16 protein-coding genes are annotated in these 19463 nt (G+C 42.5%); 10 read left to right on the top strand and 6 right to left on the bottom strand.

Annotation, left to right across the window (positions count from 1 at the left end):
- The first annotated feature begins 27 nt into the window (after positions 1 to 27).
- Positions 28 to 1935 carry an N-6 DNA methylase gene (locus MKY97_RS01015; RefSeq protein WP_342553722.1) on the top strand — a complete coding sequence of 636 codons (1908 nt, stop codon included), beginning with the start codon at positions 28 to 30 and terminating at the stop codon, positions 1933 to 1935.
- Complete coding sequence (locus MKY97_RS01020) at positions 1913 to 2872, top strand: restriction endonuclease subunit S (protein ID WP_342553723.1); 960 nt, start codon at positions 1913 to 1915, stop codon at positions 2870 to 2872. The genes MKY97_RS01015 and MKY97_RS01020 overlap by 23 nt, the downstream gene beginning before the upstream one ends.
- Before the next feature lie 681 nt (positions 2873 to 3553).
- On the opposite strand, the gene MKY97_RS01025 is transcribed toward MKY97_RS01020, so the two are convergent.
- Positions 3554 to 3859, bottom strand: a complete 306-nt coding sequence (locus MKY97_RS01025; RefSeq protein ID WP_342553724.1) for a hypothetical protein — start codon at positions 3857 to 3859, stop codon at positions 3554 to 3556.
- Positions 3860 to 4511: 652 nt separating this feature from the next.
- Between MKY97_RS01025 and MKY97_RS01030 the strand changes: the two genes are divergently transcribed.
- The 3 genes from MKY97_RS01030 (at position 4512) to MKY97_RS01040 (ending at position 6658) form a co-directional block, all read left to right on the top strand.
- The gene (locus tag MKY97_RS01030; RefSeq protein ID WP_342553725.1) at positions 4512 to 4829 is read left to right on the top strand and encodes an RNHCP domain-containing protein; all 318 of its coding nucleotides are present in this window, start codon (positions 4512 to 4514) and stop codon (positions 4827 to 4829) included.
- Positions 4830 to 5096: 267 nt separating this feature from the next.
- A complete protein-coding gene (locus MKY97_RS01035; protein ID WP_342553726.1) occupies positions 5097 to 5615 on the top strand; it encodes a hypothetical protein in 519 nt (172 codons plus the stop codon).
- Between the two features lie 743 nt (positions 5616 to 6358).
- On the top strand, positions 6359 to 6658 hold the full coding sequence (locus MKY97_RS01040) for a hypothetical protein (protein WP_342553727.1): 300 nt from the start codon (positions 6359 to 6361) through the stop codon (positions 6656 to 6658).
- 158 nt (positions 6659 to 6816) lie between these two features.
- Here MKY97_RS01040 and MKY97_RS01045 read toward each other — a convergent pair whose 3' ends face one another.
- The gene (locus MKY97_RS01045) at positions 6817 to 7101 is read right to left on the bottom strand and encodes a hypothetical protein (protein WP_342553728.1); all 285 of its coding nucleotides are present in this window, start codon (positions 7099 to 7101) and stop codon (positions 6817 to 6819) included.
- Positions 7098 to 7400: a DUF2089 family protein gene (locus MKY97_RS01050; protein WP_342553729.1), complete on the bottom strand. Its 303-nt coding sequence runs from the start codon at positions 7398 to 7400 to the stop codon at positions 7098 to 7100. The genes MKY97_RS01045 and MKY97_RS01050 overlap by 4 nt, the downstream gene beginning before the upstream one ends.
- Positions 7401 to 7704: 304 nt before the next feature.
- On the opposite strand from MKY97_RS01050, the gene MKY97_RS01055 reads away from it, so the two are divergent.
- Entirely contained in the window at positions 7705 to 8802 is a 1098-nt protein-coding gene (locus MKY97_RS01055) for an endonuclease NucS domain-containing protein (protein ID WP_342553730.1), read from the top strand.
- Positions 8803 to 8905: 103 nt separating this feature from the next.
- Here MKY97_RS01055 and MKY97_RS01060 read toward each other — a convergent pair whose 3' ends face one another.
- The 3 genes from MKY97_RS01060 to MKY97_RS01070 form a co-directional block, all read right to left on the bottom strand.
- Positions 8906 to 10756 carry a Z1 domain-containing protein gene (locus MKY97_RS01060; protein WP_342553731.1) on the bottom strand — a complete coding sequence of 617 codons (1851 nt, stop codon included), beginning with the start codon at positions 10754 to 10756 and terminating at the stop codon, positions 8906 to 8908.
- The gene (locus MKY97_RS01065) at positions 10753 to 11892 is read right to left on the bottom strand and encodes a restriction endonuclease PLD domain-containing protein (protein ID WP_342553732.1); all 1140 of its coding nucleotides are present in this window, start codon (positions 11890 to 11892) and stop codon (positions 10753 to 10755) included. The genes MKY97_RS01060 and MKY97_RS01065 overlap by 4 nt, the downstream gene beginning before the upstream one ends.
- 110 nt (positions 11893 to 12002) lie before the next feature.
- Positions 12003 to 13115 (bottom strand): DNA cytosine methyltransferase, encoded by a 1113-nt coding sequence (locus tag MKY97_RS01070; protein ID WP_342553733.1) that lies wholly within the window; start codon positions 13113 to 13115, stop codon positions 12003 to 12005.
- A gap of 402 nt (positions 13116 to 13517) precedes the next feature.
- Between MKY97_RS01070 and MKY97_RS01075 the strand changes: the two genes are divergently transcribed.
- The 4 genes from MKY97_RS01075 (at position 13518) to MKY97_RS01090 (ending at position 19355) form a co-directional block, all read left to right on the top strand.
- Positions 13518 to 13880, top strand: coding sequence for a hypothetical protein (locus tag MKY97_RS01075; protein ID WP_342553734.1), 363 nt, complete (start codon positions 13518 to 13520; stop codon positions 13878 to 13880).
- A 322-nt stretch (positions 13881 to 14202) separates the two neighbouring features.
- Positions 14203 to 16293, top strand: coding sequence for a sensor histidine kinase (locus MKY97_RS01080; RefSeq protein ID WP_342553735.1), 2091 nt, complete (start codon positions 14203 to 14205; stop codon positions 16291 to 16293).
- Entirely contained in the window at positions 16281 to 17900 is a 1620-nt protein-coding gene (locus MKY97_RS01085) for a response regulator (protein ID WP_342553736.1), read from the top strand. Before MKY97_RS01080 ends, MKY97_RS01085 begins: the two co-directional genes overlap by 13 nt.
- A gap of 135 nt (positions 17901 to 18035) precedes the next feature.
- Positions 18036 to 19355, top strand: a complete 1320-nt coding sequence (locus tag MKY97_RS01090) for an extracellular solute-binding protein (RefSeq protein WP_342553737.1) — start codon at positions 18036 to 18038, stop codon at positions 19353 to 19355.
- The last annotated feature ends 108 nt before the right edge of the window (positions 19356 to 19463 follow it).

The raw sequence follows: 19463 nt of genomic DNA on the forward strand, positions 1-19463 counted from the left end.
ATTTTAGAATTGAGGTAATGATTGATAATGGTAAACGAGAGAATCACAGAGAATATAGTAAGAGATCAACTAAGGGGTCTTGGCTACGGGAATACTGAGAGCGATATTGTTATTGAAGAGCAAAAGAGTCAGATAGAGGAAGTAACAAGACTACTCAAAGGTGCCAGTAAGTCTGGTAAAGGCGGGAAAGGCGCACCTGAATTCATTATTAGCTCTCCATCATCACCAGACTTTCTGATTATATTTGAATGCAAAGGTAGTATAAAGCATCATGAAAGTCCAGATAGAAATAAACCAGTTGAGTTTGCTGTTGATGGTGCGCTTCATTATGCAAAATTCTTAAGCAAATCATATAACGTAATCGCTATAGCGGCTAGTGGTCAGACAAAATCTGGGTTGAAAATATCCACTTTTTTGTATCCTAAAAATTCTAACGAATATAAAGTTCTTACTAATGAGCATGATAGAGAGATTGATTCAATCATTCCATATGAAGATTTCATTAGACATGGCTCTTTCGATACCGAAGTGGCAAAACAACGTCATGACGATCTCATGGCATTTTCTAGGGAACTCCATGACTTTATGAGAGATCACGCTAAGTTAACTGAAAATGAGAAGCCTCTTCTTGTAAGTGGAACACTAATTGCTTTGAAAAACACGGCTTTTGCAAAGAGTTTTGGGGATTACACACCAGAAGATCTTCAGAAACAATGGATGCATGTAATTAAAGGAGAAATAGAAAAAGCCCAAATTCCAAATTCTAAAAAAGCAAACATGGCTCAGCCGTATTCAACTATTGCGGTTCACCCCGAACTTGGTAAAGGGTCGGCTAAGTTTCCAAAAGGAACACTACATGAACTGATTAGAATGTTGAATGAAAAGGTATGGCCTTTCGTAAGTGTGTATCACGACTTTGATGTAGTTGGTCAATTTTATGGGGAGTTTCTCAAATACACTGGTGGGGATAAGAAAGCGCTAGGAATAGTACTGACCCCGAGGCATATAACTGAATTATTTTCTCTAATAGCTAACCTATCGGTTAACACGGAGACAGATGAGAATGGAAAAACAAGGGTAGTTGCAACTAAAGTCTTGGATATTTGTGCAGGTACTGGTGGTTTCTTAATATCAGCTATGCAGCAGATGATACGTCTTTCCAAAACGGAAGTAGAGAGAGAGCTAATTAAGAAGGAATGTCTTGTTGGTGTTGAGCAGCAACCTAATATGTATGCATTAGCTGCAAGTAATATGATATTAAGAGGCGATGGAAAAGCAAACCTGTATCAAGGATCTTCATTCGATCAGGCTATTACGAAAGCCATGAAGGCTCATAATTGCCAAATTGGAATGCTTAATCCTCCTTATTCTCAGGGAGATGCTGAGTTACATGAACTTGTTTTCGTCAATCATATGTTAAGTTGTCTTCAAAAAGGTGGAACAGGAATTGCAATTGTTCCAATGTCTTGTGCTATTTCCCCTCATCCTATGAGGGAAGAGCTGCTGAAACATCATACACTGGAGGCAGTTATGTCTATGCCTGATGAACTGTTTTATCCTGTTGGAGTAATTACTTGTATTATGGTATTTACGGCAGGAGTTCCCCATAAAACAAGTAACAAGAAGACATGGTTCGGTTATTGGAAAAACGATGGCTACTCTAAAACAAAGCACAAAGGGCGAATTGATTTAAATGATGCTTGGCCGTCGATTAGAGATCAATGGGTTGAACAATTTAAAAATAGGGAAGTAAAACCAGGTGAAAGTGTAACCGAGTACGTTACACACGAAGATGAATGGTGTGCAGAGGCATATATGGAAACTGATTACTCAGCTATCTCAAAAGAAACATTTGAAGAAGCGGTAAAGAAGTATGCAGTCTTTAAAATGCTTGGAGGAACACTGGGGAGCGATGATGTTGAAGAAGCTGATTGATTTGTTTGAGGTTCGTTATGGTCATAGTCTTGAATTAAATCGTCTTAAGCAATGTGGGCTTGAAGGCATTCCCTTCGTGTCCAGAAAGATGAATGATAATGGTATTTCTGCATATGTTGAACCTATTGATGGAATAGAGCCTAATCCAGCAGGTGAACTTACCTGTGCGTTAAGCGGTAATGGTGTCTTATCTACATTTATTCAAGAAAGACCCTACTATACTGGTTTCCATATAGCATGTCTTAGTCCCAAAATACTGATGACTAAGCAAGAATTACTATATTATAGTGTATGCATAAAGGCAAATAGATACCGTTATAGCTATGGAAGACAAGCCAATAGATCCATAAGAGATATTCTACTGCCAGCACATGAGGAAATACCAGAATGGGTAAATAGCTTTGATGTTAATCAATTCGATCAAGCTCGTGCGCCCTTTAATTCGACAGAAAATTCAATTGATATAAAAGGTGCGAAGTGGAAATGGTTTGAGCTTCAATCTCTGTTCGAGATTAAAAAGGGAAAGAGATTAACGAAGGCTAATATGACAGAGGGTGGAACACCTTTTATAGGTTCAATTGATAAGAACAATGGGGTATCGCGTTTTGTAGGGCAGGCAGCTATCCATGAAGGAAACACCATAAGCGTTAACTATAATGGATCGGTAGCTGAATCGTTCTACCAAGCAGTTCCTTTCTGGGCTTCGGACGATGTTAATGTACTCTATCCTAAGTTCCCATTGACACCATATATCGCTATGTTCATAATAACTTTATTGAAGCTTGAGAAATATAGATTTAACTTTGGTAGAAAATGGCATGTCGAGCGAATGAAAATATCAAAAATAAAGCTCCCTACCAATTCGAGCGGTGTACCTAACTGGACATTAATGGAAAATTATATTAAATCATTGAATTATAGCTCATCTATTGGATAATCTTTAGATTAAGCTAATACTCAAATTCAACTAAAAATTTGAATTTGTACTTGTATTTAGAGCAAACTACAGCCAACATATATCTTAAACATTTCAGTTTGAAATTTTATATTCTTTGTTATGTGATTCTAAGTAGCAACATAAATAGTGTAAAAGAACTTATGTTGCGTTACGGGGCGATACTCGGGTGACATCAAAACTGTGACTACACCCGTAGAAGCTTATGTGTCGTTATCTTCGGACAGGGGTTCGACTCCCCTCGCCTCCATTAGTAGTATCAGAAAAAGCACCCGATAGGGTGCTTTTTCTTGTTTTTGATGAGTTGAAAAGGGGCTGCTATCTTCTTCTCTAAAAACATGTAAATGACACAATGCTTCTTAGATCAACTCCAGTAAACACCCATCTTCGACCGGTCCATCTAAAACCTGCAACCGATGTACGCCCTACAAAGGTTGGAAAGAACCAGAACGCGTTCCCATTTCTTAGCCACACGTATGTGTTGCGGAATAAACAACCAGCAATAGCTCCGGGGTCGATGGCGAACGCTGCAGCAGCGGGTTGCGGTGGTGTGAATTGTGGAGGAGGAGAGGATGGTGGCTGCTGTGCTCCTTGTGGTCCTTGAGGCGGCATGAATGCCATAAGATTTCACTCCTTAATTATAGGATTAGGCTCGGGTCGAGCCTATAATAATGAAATGGCAAGTAAATTGAACAGCACTAGGGGTAATACGACATCATTGTGGAAACCAGGAACAAAGCCTCGATTAGTCACAGGGCTTGGTAGTTTTAAGTATACAATTCCCCTTTCGCAGTGGATGAGTAACCCTTCAAAGACATCGCCATCTGCTGTCTCCACTCGAACAAGTGCATTAACATTGTTTTTACATATATTTGTTACATGGTCTTGAATGGATTTTAAGTTATTCATCGTGGTTGGATCCATTCGAAACAATGTTTGTTCTTGTTGCCCCTGCAGTTGCAAGTTCATGGTCATGACCTCCAATGTAGATTCTTTCATTTTCTCCATTCTATGCAGAAGCCTATAGGGGAGTGACGGTCTGCATGCGATTGATAACAGGTTTCCATTCTTTTAAACGGAATGAGCCGAAGGAGATCGAGTGAGAGGGTAAACCGCTCTGGCTCTAAGGCTTCGGGCTTCTCTGACGTCGATTACGATATATCTCTGATGATGTACATGGCGGTACCTCTGTACGTAGTGCGGTTAATGTGATGGCTTATTGTTTGTTTGAATATTCACTAAAAATATATTTTGTTATAATTAAATATGGAACTAACTATTATCTCAATGAAATGGAGTTTACTTATATGCACCTACTGGATAAAAGCCAACGTGTCTTTTAGGGGACGAATGCCTTTGTCAGTGATTAGAGGTGAACACTTACTAGTGGAAGGTGGAGTAAGTCCGTCTTACAGTGGTTGATACAAAACATGAAAATCAATCGTGGTTCGGATCAAAAGATGAAAGATGCTTTTGTGAAGTAGGAACTAGAAGTAATCGTTTTGCAAAACAAGACGGTGAATTTGTCACTTCCCTTTAAAAGCCTGAAACTATCTTGTGATAGGAAAACTAAACGGAACCCTTTCTTCAGATGAAATAATTCATCTTGGAGGAAGATACGTTGAGTAGAAAAACTGAGAATACAAGTTTCCGTTGTGAAAACTGTCATGCATATGTTGAACCATTAACAAACGGAAGCTTTAGAAATCATTGTCCAATTTGCTTATTTTCTAAGCATCTAGACAATAGACCAGGCGATCGTTTAAGTAGTTGTAAAGGATTAATGAAGCCCATTCAACTCGAATTTTCTAGTAAAAAAGGATATCAAATTGTACATGAATGTACATCTTGCAAAAAAATGCAGCGTAATAAAATCGCTGTGGATACGAAACAAGAAGACGATATTTTAAGCTTTATGACATTAAATCTGCCATATTAGAGTAAAGATGATGGTTAGTTCCACCCCTTTTAGATTCGGAACTGAAAGGGGTATTTGCTTTCTTCCCATAGCACAGGTTTAAAATGGTGGTGGCCTGTATACGTATGATTCTGCAGTACGATCCTGACGTGATTGCTGTCCCACACTCCGCCTTCCTTATCGCGGCTATGGCTATAAAGAACAACAGGCACATTCGTGAGGATGCAGAAGGTAATCAATTTGAGATTATATTTGATGCTGCTGGGAAATAGCAGGAGTAAGAATACCGTGAGTGAAACCAAATCTAAGGGCTATCTTCCTCCTGACAATAATAATTCTATATTTGGAGATTATCTTTTTATGAAAAATACCACAAAAATATTTCTGTCAGTTCTAATTTCTATCGGTGTAATTATCTTCCTATACATCTATACCACCGATTCAATTAAAGGGCCAGAATTAGCAGATGAATCTACTACTACATCCTTACCTACATCTACAGTAATCAATAATGAAGATCTCGCAGGTACTTCTACTACGAAACAGTTTAAATTTCCAGATGGATTTGACTATGTAAAAGTGAGCTTTAAAAACACAGGTTCACAACCATTCACATTCACGATTAACCAAGGATCAATAACTGGTGCAGCAAAAATGTCTGGAACTGTTCCAGCAGACGGTAAAGAACATACATTTTTTAGTGAGAAAGCTTGGCCAACTGGAGAACTTTATTTGAACATATCTTCCGCTCACGGAATGACTGGAAAATTAAGTTTGCATCTGGGCAATGATCTCTCCATACAGTGAAGAGAAGAAGAAAGAGGCTATTCGTCTCACGACTGAAAGAAGATTGGACGTAAGCCCGGATCATGGAGGGGTGTGGTATGCGTAAGCCTGATGGTAGCTGCAGCTATCCTGTCTCTTGGTCAAGAAAACAGTTCTGAACAATCAGAGGATTGATAAAAGCGGAGAGAAGAACCTAGACTGCTTATTTTAAAAGTTAAACCAATTGAATGTATATCCTACGATGAATAATAGAATGATCCGTCCCCATAGAACTATTAAACGCAGCGGCCTGGGAATTAATAAGTACTCTGAATAGAGTTTGGAGAAAATATTAAACACAGGATACCTCCTTTAATTAAGGTAAGGAAAGTGATTTGAAAAACACTATAGAGCACGATGTAATGAAACATTGGTTCAGTGAACTCCACAGATAGACCGCTGATCATCATAGTTATCTGAGTAATAAGAAAATGCTGCAGCATCTTAACTGAACTACATTTATTATAAATTATGGTACATTTATATCGGAAGTCAATCAAGGCTTAAGGTGTGGGTTATCAACCTGAACTTAGGAGGACATCACCATTAAAAGAATTTTACTGCTTATTATGCTTGTAGTTCTTGGGATAACCGTCTGGTATAAGTACCCTTATGATGTAAATCAACAATATACAGCATCTTCAATAGATGGAACGACTATAGAAGTTTCTATTGAAGTGAAAGGCTACCGGAATCTTTTTAGTCCTAACAGATATGTAGGAGTCATGAAAGTAAATGATGATACATACGAGACAGTAGAGGCAGGAAAAAATACGAGCTTTCTTGAGCGATTGTATATGAAGTTGGAAGGGGCCGAGGACTTCCCAGTATTCCTGACCCAGAAACGAAATGGGGACGAGATTGCACACGAACTGATCGATATTGTATGGGGAGACTCGAGGTTCGAAGAAATATATTTTCTATTCATTGATCAGGATGACGGTAAATATTTTGCACCAGCTCGTAACGCTATAGAAGCACAGAAGCAGCAGGAAAAGATTTTTAAGAAATTGGTGGGGGATTAAATATAATAAGTCAGATGTGCTGTATACATCTTTAATATTAATAACAGCATTTAATTCTAATTGTAGAAGATTACATAGGTAGATGAAGTATTTCACATTTTTATTTAGAAAAATGGCCACCCGACTAGGTCAGGTGGCCATTTCATGTCGGTATAACTTTATTTAATGTCCTGCGTTCTCATCTTCATTAGTTCCTTATTTCTCTTCTGCTGAAGTGATTTTCTGCCCACACTCCATTCCGAGATGAGGAAGATCAATCCCAAGAGCAAATACAGCGTATAGCTTAGAACACTCTCATACCGGTCTGTAACGAACATCCACGTAGAGAAAGCAATGTAAGCGAGAGGGATAATGGCTCCCCAGAGGACATGATTTCGAGTGGATAGTAAGTATTGAGCTGCTAGTATACCAACAATGACAAGAAGGTTATATATGTCAGTCATCGATTATCGTTCCTTTCCGATTTATATTTTTCAATAATTAGTTTTGCATCGTCTAGACTAATCCGGTCGTCGATGGATAAATGTTTAATGAATTTGATGAAATCTTCATTCTCTTCGGTTTCATTTGCCTTTATTTTTTCTATCAAGCGGTCGAGTTTAATTCGAACTGTCGGGTATGAAACTTCATATATTTTTGCTATCTCCTTCAGAGAGCCTGATTTGAGAACAAATTTCTTTATGAACTCGAGATCCTCATTTTCCAAGCACATCACCCAGTCAGGCAAATTTCTTCTTTCCATAATTCCCCTCCTTTTAAATCTATAATAACATTATCTTTAATAAAGTTAAAGTGTAATTAAATAATATTAAAAGTAAAATTAAATAAATGGTCAATAAAAGTATTTATGTACTCTGGAATCATGCATTATTGTCCTATAGCAATGCTGTGAAACGCTATTTTAATTACAGCATCCATATCATTTTAGATCTCTTCAATTTTTGAGATACAAATAAAAGAAAAACTCACTTTTGCATGATATGATAAGAAAGGTTGGATTGCATATTTATGTAGAGAGCGAAAAAAAAATTTGAAATGAGTTGAGCATGTTGGCGATAAAACATGGAATTTGGAGAGTTTCTGGAAGTGACGTTAGACTCGTAAAAAATGTAACTCTAGATTTGGAAATTGAACTTGAGGAGATCATTCAATCCAATCCTGCTGTATTGGACGACAATTGGCTCATCATAGGAAGACAGGTCCTGACAGAGTTTAATACATACATTGATTTGTTAGCAATTGATAACAGCGGATCTATCATTATTATTGAATTAAAGAAACATAAAACTAGTCGGGAGGTTGTTGCACAGGGACTGGATTATGCTTCGTGGGTTAAAGGCTTGTCAGCAAGTCAAATATCCGTAATATATGAGTCGTATATAGCTAAATACCCTAAGTATCAACATAGTCTAGAGGATGCGTATTATAATAAATTTAAGGTTAAACTTGAAGAGGAAAATATCAATCATTCCCACCAGATTGTTATTGTAGCAGCTGAATTAGACTCAAGTACGGAGAGAATTGTGGAGTATCTTAGTGACTCCCTAATTCCAATCAATGTTATCTTCTTCACTGTCTTTGAGGAGGACTCAACGAAATACATAAGTCGTGCATGGATGATTGACCCACAAGAGACTTTAGATAATGCATCAAATGTAGTTAAAGATAAAGAGCCCTGGAACGGAGAATATTATGTTTCTTTCGGGGATGGAACAAATCGCAGTTGGTCGGATGCCCTGACGTATGGATTTATATCAGGTGGTGGTGGGGAATGGTACTCCCGTACACTTAATCAACTATCGATTGGAGATCGTGTTTGGGCCAATATTCCAGGTGTTGGGTATGTTGGTGTAGGTACTGTAACGGATACAGCAAAAAAAGCAGACGAAGTGTTCTTCCCGCAGGATGGAGTAGAGCAAACGATATATCAACTCAGCAGTAAAGCAAATTACTTCAAAGAGTTTTTACACGATGATGATCGTGCAGAATTCATTGTTAAAGTGAATTGGATCCAAGCTCTGCCTGCAAGTGCAGCTGTATCGGAAATTGGTTTCTTCGGGAATCAAAACACCGTTTGTAAGCCGCGAGCTTCTAAATGGATTCATACCATTAACCGTCTAAAAGGGATATGGCACATACAGTAACCTATAATATCGAACTAAAAACCCGCTCATGGAGCGGGTTATTACATCTTGAATTCCAAAAATACGAATCTGTTATTTTAGAAAACTTCAAATACAAGTGTCCTTAATCATCGTCATTCACATCATAATAAACGATATCACTGGGCAGCTTAATGTTAGGAACCCATAGTTTTCGTCCGTTCCAGCCCTTTTCGCCTGTCATCTGGTAAACCGTCAGTACAACCTTATCCTGAATGGATGCACCCAGCTGCCAATCATTAGACGAGAGCATCGCACCTGTACCTTTGGCTACGTTCCGATTTCTGCGAACAAGAAGTATGCCTTGGGAAGTAGGGTTATCCGCTAACATTGAATTAATAATGCTGACAAAAGCATGGATTCGAAAATCAGATTCGGACGTCATATGGATGAGAATTTCAATCATCAGCCGCAAGCTTACCTGATAATAGTCTTCTGTATCATCAAACCGCTGCAACAGCTGGTTCAGATCTTCGATGGTATTGTTATCTGGTGCAAATGGATAATAATTTGTACCGCCTGATATCATGCTCACCTTTTTATGATCCAGTACATTTTTTCTTGTCGGATTCAGTCCCTCCGGATAAAACATTTTGATATGCTTCAAGCCTCGCTCTACCTGAGAGATGATGGAGTTATTGGTCGCGTTGATGTCTGAAAACAATTTATATAGTTCCTGACCGATAAAAACTCGCATAAGGCCTTGATCTCGATCATATCCAAACATGCGGCTGTGCTGCCACATCGTATCAGCTTGTGGCTTTTTAGCAGTACGCGTGTAGAGAATCGTATGCAGCCCGGGGAAAGTAACTCCCCTTCCCAAGGTATTGCCGCCAATGATAATATTCGAACCACTCTCATACTGTTCACTGGTAACGGTTGAGGAACCATTCATTACAAGCACATTTACCTGATGGTTGATCAACAAACGTTTGATGTTAGCATAAACATCTTCAAACGATTTGCGCTCGTATTTTTCGGGCTGTGCTCGGTCAAACTCTTGTCTTAACGCGAGTATGAAAGCAGGATCATCAATATTCTCCGTACAAAACTGAAGCTCCCGATAGACTTCATTCTGAAATTGGGTATGGACTGCCTGACGAACACTTGGATGAATCAAAAAGTTGCAGACCTTGCCACCTGAGATTAAAATCTGACTGGAAGCCATTAGGTGGGAAATTACAGCTGCTTTTAATGGATTTTCACTTGTGTCAGTGAATACGACAGATCTTGGCTCCTCGTATTGAGGAAAGAAAAAATCGCCCCCAAGATAACCACGCCCAGGGCGGAAATAGTATGTAAAATAGGGGTGCCAGCCCGATGCCATTGTTTGCAGTAGAATCGCTTGCGGTGTTCCAGTTACCTGGAGATATATGCTGCATGCCGCTCTTGATTTGATTTCATCCAGATATTTATTAATGGAAGACTTCCGGCTTTTGTTCACAAGCGTGTTTAATGAGGCCGCATCGGCCTCGTCATCAATGATAAACAATGCATTGCCCTTCATAAAGCCGGTGGAAGCTAATATATTGGACCACTGCCTTAGGGTATTCACATTTTTCTTCAAAACAATAATGGTAGGTTTCATGAGCGAATTTCTGTTAAATGTCTCGGAGTCGTATTCGTCACAAATACAGAACTGCTGCAGGTCAGTCCTGACTCGATGAATCGTTTGCTGCTGAAGAAGGACATTGTCGGTTGTTAAAATAATAAATACCGGAAATCCTAAATCTGAAGCCGCTGCAGCAAGTCCAAACATTTGGCCGGTCTTGCCGGACTGAACATTTCCAAAAAGTAATCCTACTTCATGGTCACAGAACGAAAAGTTTTCTAAATATGCAGGAACAACGTCATTGACCGTTTTTTGGATAGACTCAGCCAGCTGCACATTTCCCCGCTCTATAATGGTTTGGAGATAAGATTCTAAATAGCTCATAGCAGCAGCTCCCTATCGTCATTGGTATGCGGTAAAAAGGAGAGCAGCCAAACATCAATTTCTGTACCGTTGTCAATCGTTGTTGTTAATGCTGTTTTGGTCAGTGTAAGGCTCTTTCTCCCATACTTTTCAAGTGTTTCTTCGGTAATCAGACCCTCGAATAACGTATCTGTTTCTACCTGGTTTATGGATTCGATCAATCCTGCAGCCGCAAGACGGCCTTTAATCCAGCGTCCCATAATCTTCAGATCATCTTTGGAGTAGAGGTTTTTATTATTCTGTCCACAGGTCCATACTTGAAATTTCCAACCGTCATCTGTTACGACCATAAACGGTACTTGATACTCTGGATATCCCGGTAAGTCTCTAATTTCTTTGCCAACTACAATCTCAACTTCCCACCATACACGTTTACGTCCTTTGGCATAACACACGTTGATGTTAGAACCCCGCATTTGGGGATCATCATGGTTGGAAGGCACCTTTAAAGGAATCTCGAACGAAATGTCAGTCTTTTGATTCTGATATGCAGTAACCTCATCCGAGGAAACCCTTGTAACAAATTCTTGATCTACTAATTCACGATTTACTTCACGAAGGAGCTTTATATGTACATCCTGAATTGGAACGGAGCAGTTTGGTCGTTTTAGTTTGCTAATAATACCTGTTAATTCCTCTATTTCTTCGGGAACCTCAGTCACTGCCGCGACCTCGTATTGACGTAAGTTGGATGCTTCCAGTTTAATAGCTCCTAAGTTTTGAGAACCGATGATTCCCGCTATGGGCTGGCCTTCTTTGTAAAAAGTATAAAGTTTACCATGATAACTAAAGGCTCTTACAATTCGCACTTCACCGTCGATATCAGAGTTCTGCCATGCCTCGTGAAGGGATACAGCTGTATGATATGTACCTTCTGGCATTCCATCTAAAAAATACATTCCGATGGTTAAACAAACTTTTTTGATACGATATTCCTCAACAATCCTGCCCAGCTCTTTAAGTGAGGCCTTTGATACATAACCAACGGCAATTTCCAAGTGGTCACATGATGAAGCTGCTTCATTAAAATAATCTATAAATGCTTTCTGAGGATCTTCTATACGGAGCGGCAAAATATCTGAACATAGTAATCTCATGTCTATGATGATCTCCAATCCTATTTCATTGTGCTATTCGTTTATGTACATTCCAGCATAAATAAAAATATTACCTCCCATAGGATCGGAGGGAGGTAATAGTATTCATTTCATACAATAACAAGTTCCTTAAGTGTAGTCTGGCTGAGCAGCTGATCAATGTCCCATTTGGGCTTCACGGATTCGTATGACACACCAGCGTACGTTTTGAGAACGGATTCTACGATGACTTTCGCACCTAATGGCGGTACAGCCATGCCGACCTGCATTCTGACGCTTTCTTTGCCACCTGTGAAGATGAAATCATCAGGAAACGTTTGAATTCTGGCCCGTTCTCTGTTGCTTAAAGCGCGGGGTTCAGACCAGTGATACATATGGGTTCCACCACCACCGCTTCCTGTAACAGTATAGGATGGCGAATCCGGGTGGAGACGTCTGTAGATTTGACTCATGCGGGCACCCTTCACATTCAGCTGCAAAGATTCAGGGATTCCCTGGTACCACGCGTTCTCGCCAGGAGGGATATGGTTGAGCATATCAATGACCTTCTGTGTATGGCGGGTGAATTCGTGATTGTAAGCGTCTGATGATATTGGAGGATCAAGCAGAGCATCTGAAGCTGTACGATAGGGCAGCGCTCTTCCCGGTCCATGAGTTGGGGCTGGGACATGATACTCCATACTCAAGTCATCTCTAAAGCCAATAATGATAATTCTCTGTCTGGCCTGCGGGACACCGTAGTCAGCAAAATTGTATAAGTGTGGAGTTAGACGATAGCCGGCATCTCTCATCTCTTTGAGAATTTGAATAAAGGCCTGTCCGTCGTTCGCACTTTGTAATCCGCCAACGTTCTCTGCAATGAACCACTTCGGTCGATAATGGTTTAGGACTTTAATTCCGTAAGTGTAGAGAGGGCCGAAGGTACCGTCTATTCCTTTTTTCTCTCCAACTAGCGAAAAATCGTTACACGGGAATCCATATATGAAACAATCAATCTCTCCAAGCTGCGTCAGGTCCAGTTCACGAACATCTCCATGATGTACAGTTTCTGGTTGATTCGGGCATATATTATGCCGATAGGTGTTGCAAGTATCTTCTTTGTAGTCATTGGACCATTTATGTTTTACGCTGTATTCAGTCCCATTGGCTGTCACCTTAGCCATCGCGGCGCCAAGCGCAAATCCACCAGGTCCGTTAAACAATTCGCCCTTTTTAAACTCCATGAATAGGACCTCCTTACATAAAATCTATTATACCATGAGTAAGAACTCTTGTTCTTAAATATCAGAAGAAACATGAATCTTTCACGTGCGTAACGATATATTAAAGATTAACATAGAATTAGCTGGTTTTGCAGCTGTTTTTGATCGAGAGGCGAATTTCATAAGTTGGAAGAGGATATATGACTTGATGCTGGATTCATCCCCTCTTGAAATAGCGTGTTTGAAATACATACGGATGATGGGCATCTATTTTCACAGCGGCTGGGGGTTTCTTGGAAGAACGGGTTGAGAATAAACATCTTAGAGACTATGGAAGAAATAAAACTAGGGCATACAAGATAGACCAAGGCACGTACTGTATGGATTTTAGTGTATAAATTTATCGAAAGGCAGTGACTGCTAATGAGCGAAAAACACTGGCTTGCCGTACAGTATCCGCTGAAAAGTGCGAAGGGCAGCAAGCGTGATCAATGGTTGAAAGAGAAGGTGATGGAATACCTGGATGCTGCTCTGACTGAGCATGAGCTGGGAGAGGTCGATGGATGTGATCAAGGAAGCAGCACAGTCGATCCAGCGAAATATGTGATGAACATCTTCTGTGTGGTCACCGACGAACAACGGGCGATAGCCCTGGTCAAAAAAGTGCTGCGGGAGAGCCGGCTGGATTACACCCGCCTCCAGATTGGTACCATGCCTTACGGTACAGAAGGAAACTATACGCTGAAATATGCTTCCAAAAAGGGTGTTACCGAATTCTCGCTTTAGATCTACGAGACGAGACTGCGGACGAAACGAAGCTTACGCTTACTTATGTTTGTATTCACCTGCGTATCCCCTGCTTGTCTCCTCACCTCTCAAGATATTATTGGAGCGATCTTCACATCTCATAGTGAAGGTCGCTTTTTTTAATCCGTCTGACGTTTCACCCTTCTCTGCCAGCATCATAGGCCCAACCTATTTCACTAACCTAAACCAGCAGAAAGCGATAAAAATAGTTGAGGGTCCACCAGAACCAGGCATATAATATACAATTGTATAAAATCCGAGAGAGCATCAAGCCCCGGAATCTGAGCTAACGGAGGGTCTAATGTTGAAAAGGAATTTTAATCTACCATTTCGTTTGAAAGAGCTTATGCTGCGCAAGCCCAAGACACTCGCTTTTAAAATCCCCTTTGCGTATTTTGTCATTATTCTGCTAACGGTGGCGTTCAGTGCCTTGGTATTGAACCGGATTTCGGAAAATGACGCGCAGCAGAAGATCAACGAAGCATCTCTGCAGACGATTACGTCCATCCAGACCAACGTGGATCTCATGATGGAGAACGTGAACAATTACTCGAAAATGATCTTCTCCGATCCCAACCTGCAGAACTTGCTTCGGCAGGGTAATGTGTATTCCAATTTGCAGACACAGTCCAAGGTCAGCGCGTATTTAACCAATCTTATGCAAGCGGTTCCAATTATTGATTCGGTCTATATTTACGACAACTCGGGGCATCGATTTTCGGTAGGAACGCAGGAGTGGCCTGCTTTTCTTGAAGCTAACGTGGAGGATGCGCCTTGGTATGAGCAGGCGTTAAATTACAAAGGTCGATATCTGCTCAGACTCAATGGCGGCGACAATACGATCGTGGAGAACGACAGCAATGATATCAAAAATAACAGCAAAATTGCAGCCAACACGAAGAGCACAGAAAAAGAGAAAGTCGTTTCTTTCATTCGTTTGATGCGGGATCTGGATGATACCTCCCCGCTCGGGTTCCTTGTCATGAACATTAAGGAGAAGTCTATAGCTCAGGCCTATGCCAATCTGCCGGCTCAGGATTCGTTTCAGGTGGCTGTTTTGGACGAGCATCTGCAAGTCATTGCCAGCAATTCAACTGCACCGAAAGAATCCGTACCTGCAATATCTGAAGCTGAAGCATTTACGCCTGCGGCTCAGAAACAAGCAGGTATACACAGCATTTTGGAAGCCAACAAGGCTGAGTTAAAACAAGCATTTCAAGAGCAGCCCTCTGGCTCCATAATGCTGCATTCGGGTGGTCAGGATTATGTGGTGACCTACCGCTCTGCTGGTGAAAATCAGTGGAAATACGTCAGTATAAGTCCATCTCGTGCGGCAGACACGCGTAATAAATCCCTGGTTTTTCTAGCCCTCATGCTGCTGGCAGTGAACGGGTCTGTATTTTTCATCAGCTCTTTCATCATCTCCCGCAGTGTTATCAAGCCGATTCACAAACTGCTTCGTTCCATGCAAAAAGCGCCAAGCGGCAATTTTCGCAAAGTCAAAGTTGAGCTGAACAGTTACGAATTCGAACAGCTGTACAGTGGATACAACCAGATGATTGAGCAGATCGATCAGATGCTGAGGCGCATTATTCAGGAACAGCAGCTGATCCGCCGAGCTGAGCTGAACATGCTGCAGGCGCAGATCAAGCCGCATTTTCTGTACAACACACTGGATTCGATCACTTCCCTCGCGATGTCGGGCATGAACGACAAGGTGTGCGAGATGTTGGAGGCTCTCGGAAGTTACTATCGGCTTAGTGTGAGCAAAGGCAATGAAGTCATTACACTGCAGGAAGAGGTCGAGATTGTACGTCATTATCTGACCATTCAGCAGGTTCGATATCCGGATGTGTTCGAAGTGCAGTTCGATATAGCTCCAGACTGCGAGCAGGTGATGATGCCCAAGCTGGTACTGCAGCCGCTGGTGGAAAATTCACTGTATCACGGTATTCGTGCCAAAGGCAGTTCAGGCATTATACGTATTCAGGCCCGGCAGACGGCGGATGCTGTCACAGTGACCATCTTTGACGATGGGGCGGGTATGTCCGAGGAACAAATGAAGCAGATCCAGTGTACAGAGAAGAACATAGTCAACGTGCCGTTATCAAAGTCGATACAGGCTGATCCCCTTCATTCCTGTTATCTTAATGACCTGACAGATCCCACCAATGCTCCGGATTCCTATAAAACTTCTTCGCCGCTGACTCCAGCGCCTAACCCTAATGCGAACTCTCATGTAAATGCCAGCTTTGGCCTCTGGGGAACGGCGGAGCGGCTGCGAATATTTTATGATCGAGAAGATGTGTTGAATCTGGAGAGTGCTCTAGGAAAGGGCACCACCATAACGATTACGATTCCGAAGGGAGAAGGTACATTATGGAGCCATTAAAAGTTTTGATTGTAGATGATGAATATCTCATCCGAAATCTGCTGCGTATGCGTATCGATTGGCAGGAGCAGGGCATGACCATTGTTGGCGAAGCTTCCGATGCTGCAGAGGCACTGCAGCAGGTTGAGCTGCTGCGGCCGGACATCGTGTTCACAGATATCTATATGCCGCGGATGGATGGGATTGAGCTGAGTGGATTGATTCTGGAGCGATATCCCAACGTCAAAATCGTAGTTGTGACAGGACATAACGAATTTGAATATGCACGTCAGAGTATTAAGCTGGGCATATCCGATTTTATTTTAAAACCAATTCGTGCCTCCGAGTTATTACATGTTACGGCCAAGCTGCGAGCGGGCATTGAACAGGAGAAAGGGCGCGAATATGAATTGGCTAAGCTGCGGGAAGAAATGAAGCGCAGTCTGCCGTATCTCAAGGAACGATTTGTGAATCAATGGCTCCAAGGCCTGATGCATGAGGATGAGGTACGGGAGCAGGTGCGTTTCTACGGCATTCCAATCGCTGCGGACCATCCGCAGTCTCGAATAGCCATCATCGAGGTACAGGCATCTGCACCTACACAAGCGGAGACTGCTGCAGAGGAAGTTCAGATTTTGCTGCGGATGGAGGGTTTGAAGCACGTACAGGCCTATTACCAGCAGGATATATACACAATCATTGTCACGGACACACACAATCGTATTGTCATTCTCGCGACCAACCCTGATGCCAAGCTTACCGAGCAGGCCGGGCAGCTTCTGGAAGAACTGCGATGTCTGCTTAAGGTTGACGGTACTGAGGCAGACGTCACGATCGGAATCGGACAGCTGTACTCCGGGTGGGAGAGAGTCTGTACTGCTTACCGTGAAGCATGTCGTGCTCTGGATTACCAGACGTTTGCGGGAAAAAACCAGGTCATCTGCTTCGAGGATCTCGTGATCCGAAGCGATAAACGCAGCCAGCCGTATCGATCGGATAAAGGACTTCTAGAGCAGCTGCAGTTCTGCATCAGTGTTGGTGCTGGTGAGGAAGCTGCGTCTTTACTTGAACAGATCCTAGCTGCCCCATTCTCCAATGCAGCCCAGTTCCGCATGGCAGCCATGGATGTGGTTACGGAGTGCCAGCGTGCCGTTATGGAACAGCAGCTTGAGGGTGAAGAGGTGTTCAACAAAGAAGCGGTTACCCGGATGTTTATGGCAGAGCATCTACCCGAGCTGCGGATGATGTTAGAGCAGCATGTCCGCGCGGTCGCGGATGTTATTCAGGCTAAACGTCAAGCCAAGGAAGGCAATCTGATTGATCAGATTAAGGCATATCTTGAAGAGCAGATGGGCAATGCGGAAGTGGGGCTTTCGAGTACGGCTGCAGCTTTTTATGTGAGTCCGGGCCACTTGGGGCGGCTGATGAAAAAAGAAACCGGCCAGACCTTTGTGGAATATTTGACACAGCTTCGGATGAAAAAAGCAGAATCGCTGCTGAAGCAGACTGATTTGAAAGGGTACGAGATCGGAGAACAGGTAGGCATCCCGGACCCGCATTATTTCAGCGTGCTGTTCAAAAAACATGTCGGCCGATCAATGAATGAATATCGGAACGTCAGAAGTTAACCTTATAATTTGTTCAATGGTCACGCTTTCATTTATGTTTGAATATTACAACAAAATGCCTGTTTTCTAAATGGAGAACATCGCGTCCAATTACTAAAATGTGGATAGAACCAATACAAAGATCAGGGAGGTCATATGATGAAAGCGCTATTAAAGAAATCTTTAAGTCTGTTTCTGGCTCTGGGGCTTGCAGGGAGTCTGGCGGCATGTTCGTCCGGATCATCCGGCGGGGCACAGGGGGAGAGCAATGGCAAGATCAAACTGACATTGTGGGATCAATCCGTTGGCACGACGGACCCATCCGCCAAGCTGCTGCCAGAGATTGTTGAGAAATGGAACAGCGAGCATCCCGACATCCAGGTTGAACGTACAGGCACAACTGGCGAACAATACAAGACCAAGGTTAAAACATCTATCGCAGCGGGGGAATCACCAGACTTGTTCTACGGCATGGGTGGCGGCAGCTTTATGCAGCCGTATATTAAATCTGGTAACGTACTCGAAATTACAAGTTATCTGACAGACGATATCAAGGAGCGCATGGGCCCAGGGATGGCTGAAGCAATCAATATGGACGGCAAAATCTATACGCTTCCTGTGTACACACACATTGCCAACCTGTATGTGAATACAGAACTGTTCGAGCAGGCGGGTGCCAAAATTCCGACTACATATAATGAGCTGTTGGATGCTGTCACCAAACTGAAGGCAGCAGGGATCACTCCGGCAGTAATCGGTGAGAAAGACCGCTGGCCGGGCATGTACTGGTATGACATGATTGCGATGCGTCAGGCAGGCAATGCAGCGGTGATTGAAGCGTTCAAGGATCCGTCCAAGTGGGACTCGCCGGACTTTGTTGCGGCGGCAGCCAAGATGCAGCAGCTGGCTCAGGCCGGAGCATTCAACAGCAGTATGTTCAGTATGAGCTATGACGAGATGCTGGGGGCGTTTAATGCGGGCAAAGGAGCAATGATGTTCCAAGCCAACTGGGTCAATGCAGGCATTGAAGACCCGTCTTCCTCCTCAGTCAAAGGCAAAGTGAAGGTGATTCCATTCCCGGTATTTGAGGATGGCAAAGGCACCAGTACTGAAATCTTCGGCGGAGCCGTCGACGGTTTCTATATCAGCCAGACGACCAAGCATCCGAAGGAAGCTGCGGAATTCCTGATGTATCTGAGCGAGCAGCTCGGCACACAGGGTTTCCTGGCGGGAGCAGGACTGCCAAGTTGGAAAACCGATTCACTCGACACCTCCAGTTTGTCCTCTCTCGATCTGTCTGCGGCCGATATCATGAAAACGGCAACGTCATTCATCGCTTGGTGGGATAACATTCTGCCTGCAGAGTCTGCCGAGGCACATAAAAATCTGATTGCCCAGCTGCTGGCTGGTGACGTGACACCGGAAGAATTCTGCAAACAAATGGCGCAGCTGAAACCAACGGAGCTGAGTCTGTAGGTTAAACTGGCAGCGAGCTTAGGCAAATCTGTACGCGGGCAAGCTGATAAACCCTAACATGTCCTTACAGATCTCTGTGTGAAGCTGCTGGAGTGTCCCATCTAATCG

The sequence above is a fragment of the Paenibacillus sp. FSL R7-0652 genome (assembly GCF_038595045.1).
Taxonomy (GTDB): domain Bacteria; phylum Bacillota; class Bacilli; order Paenibacillales; family Paenibacillaceae; genus Paenibacillus.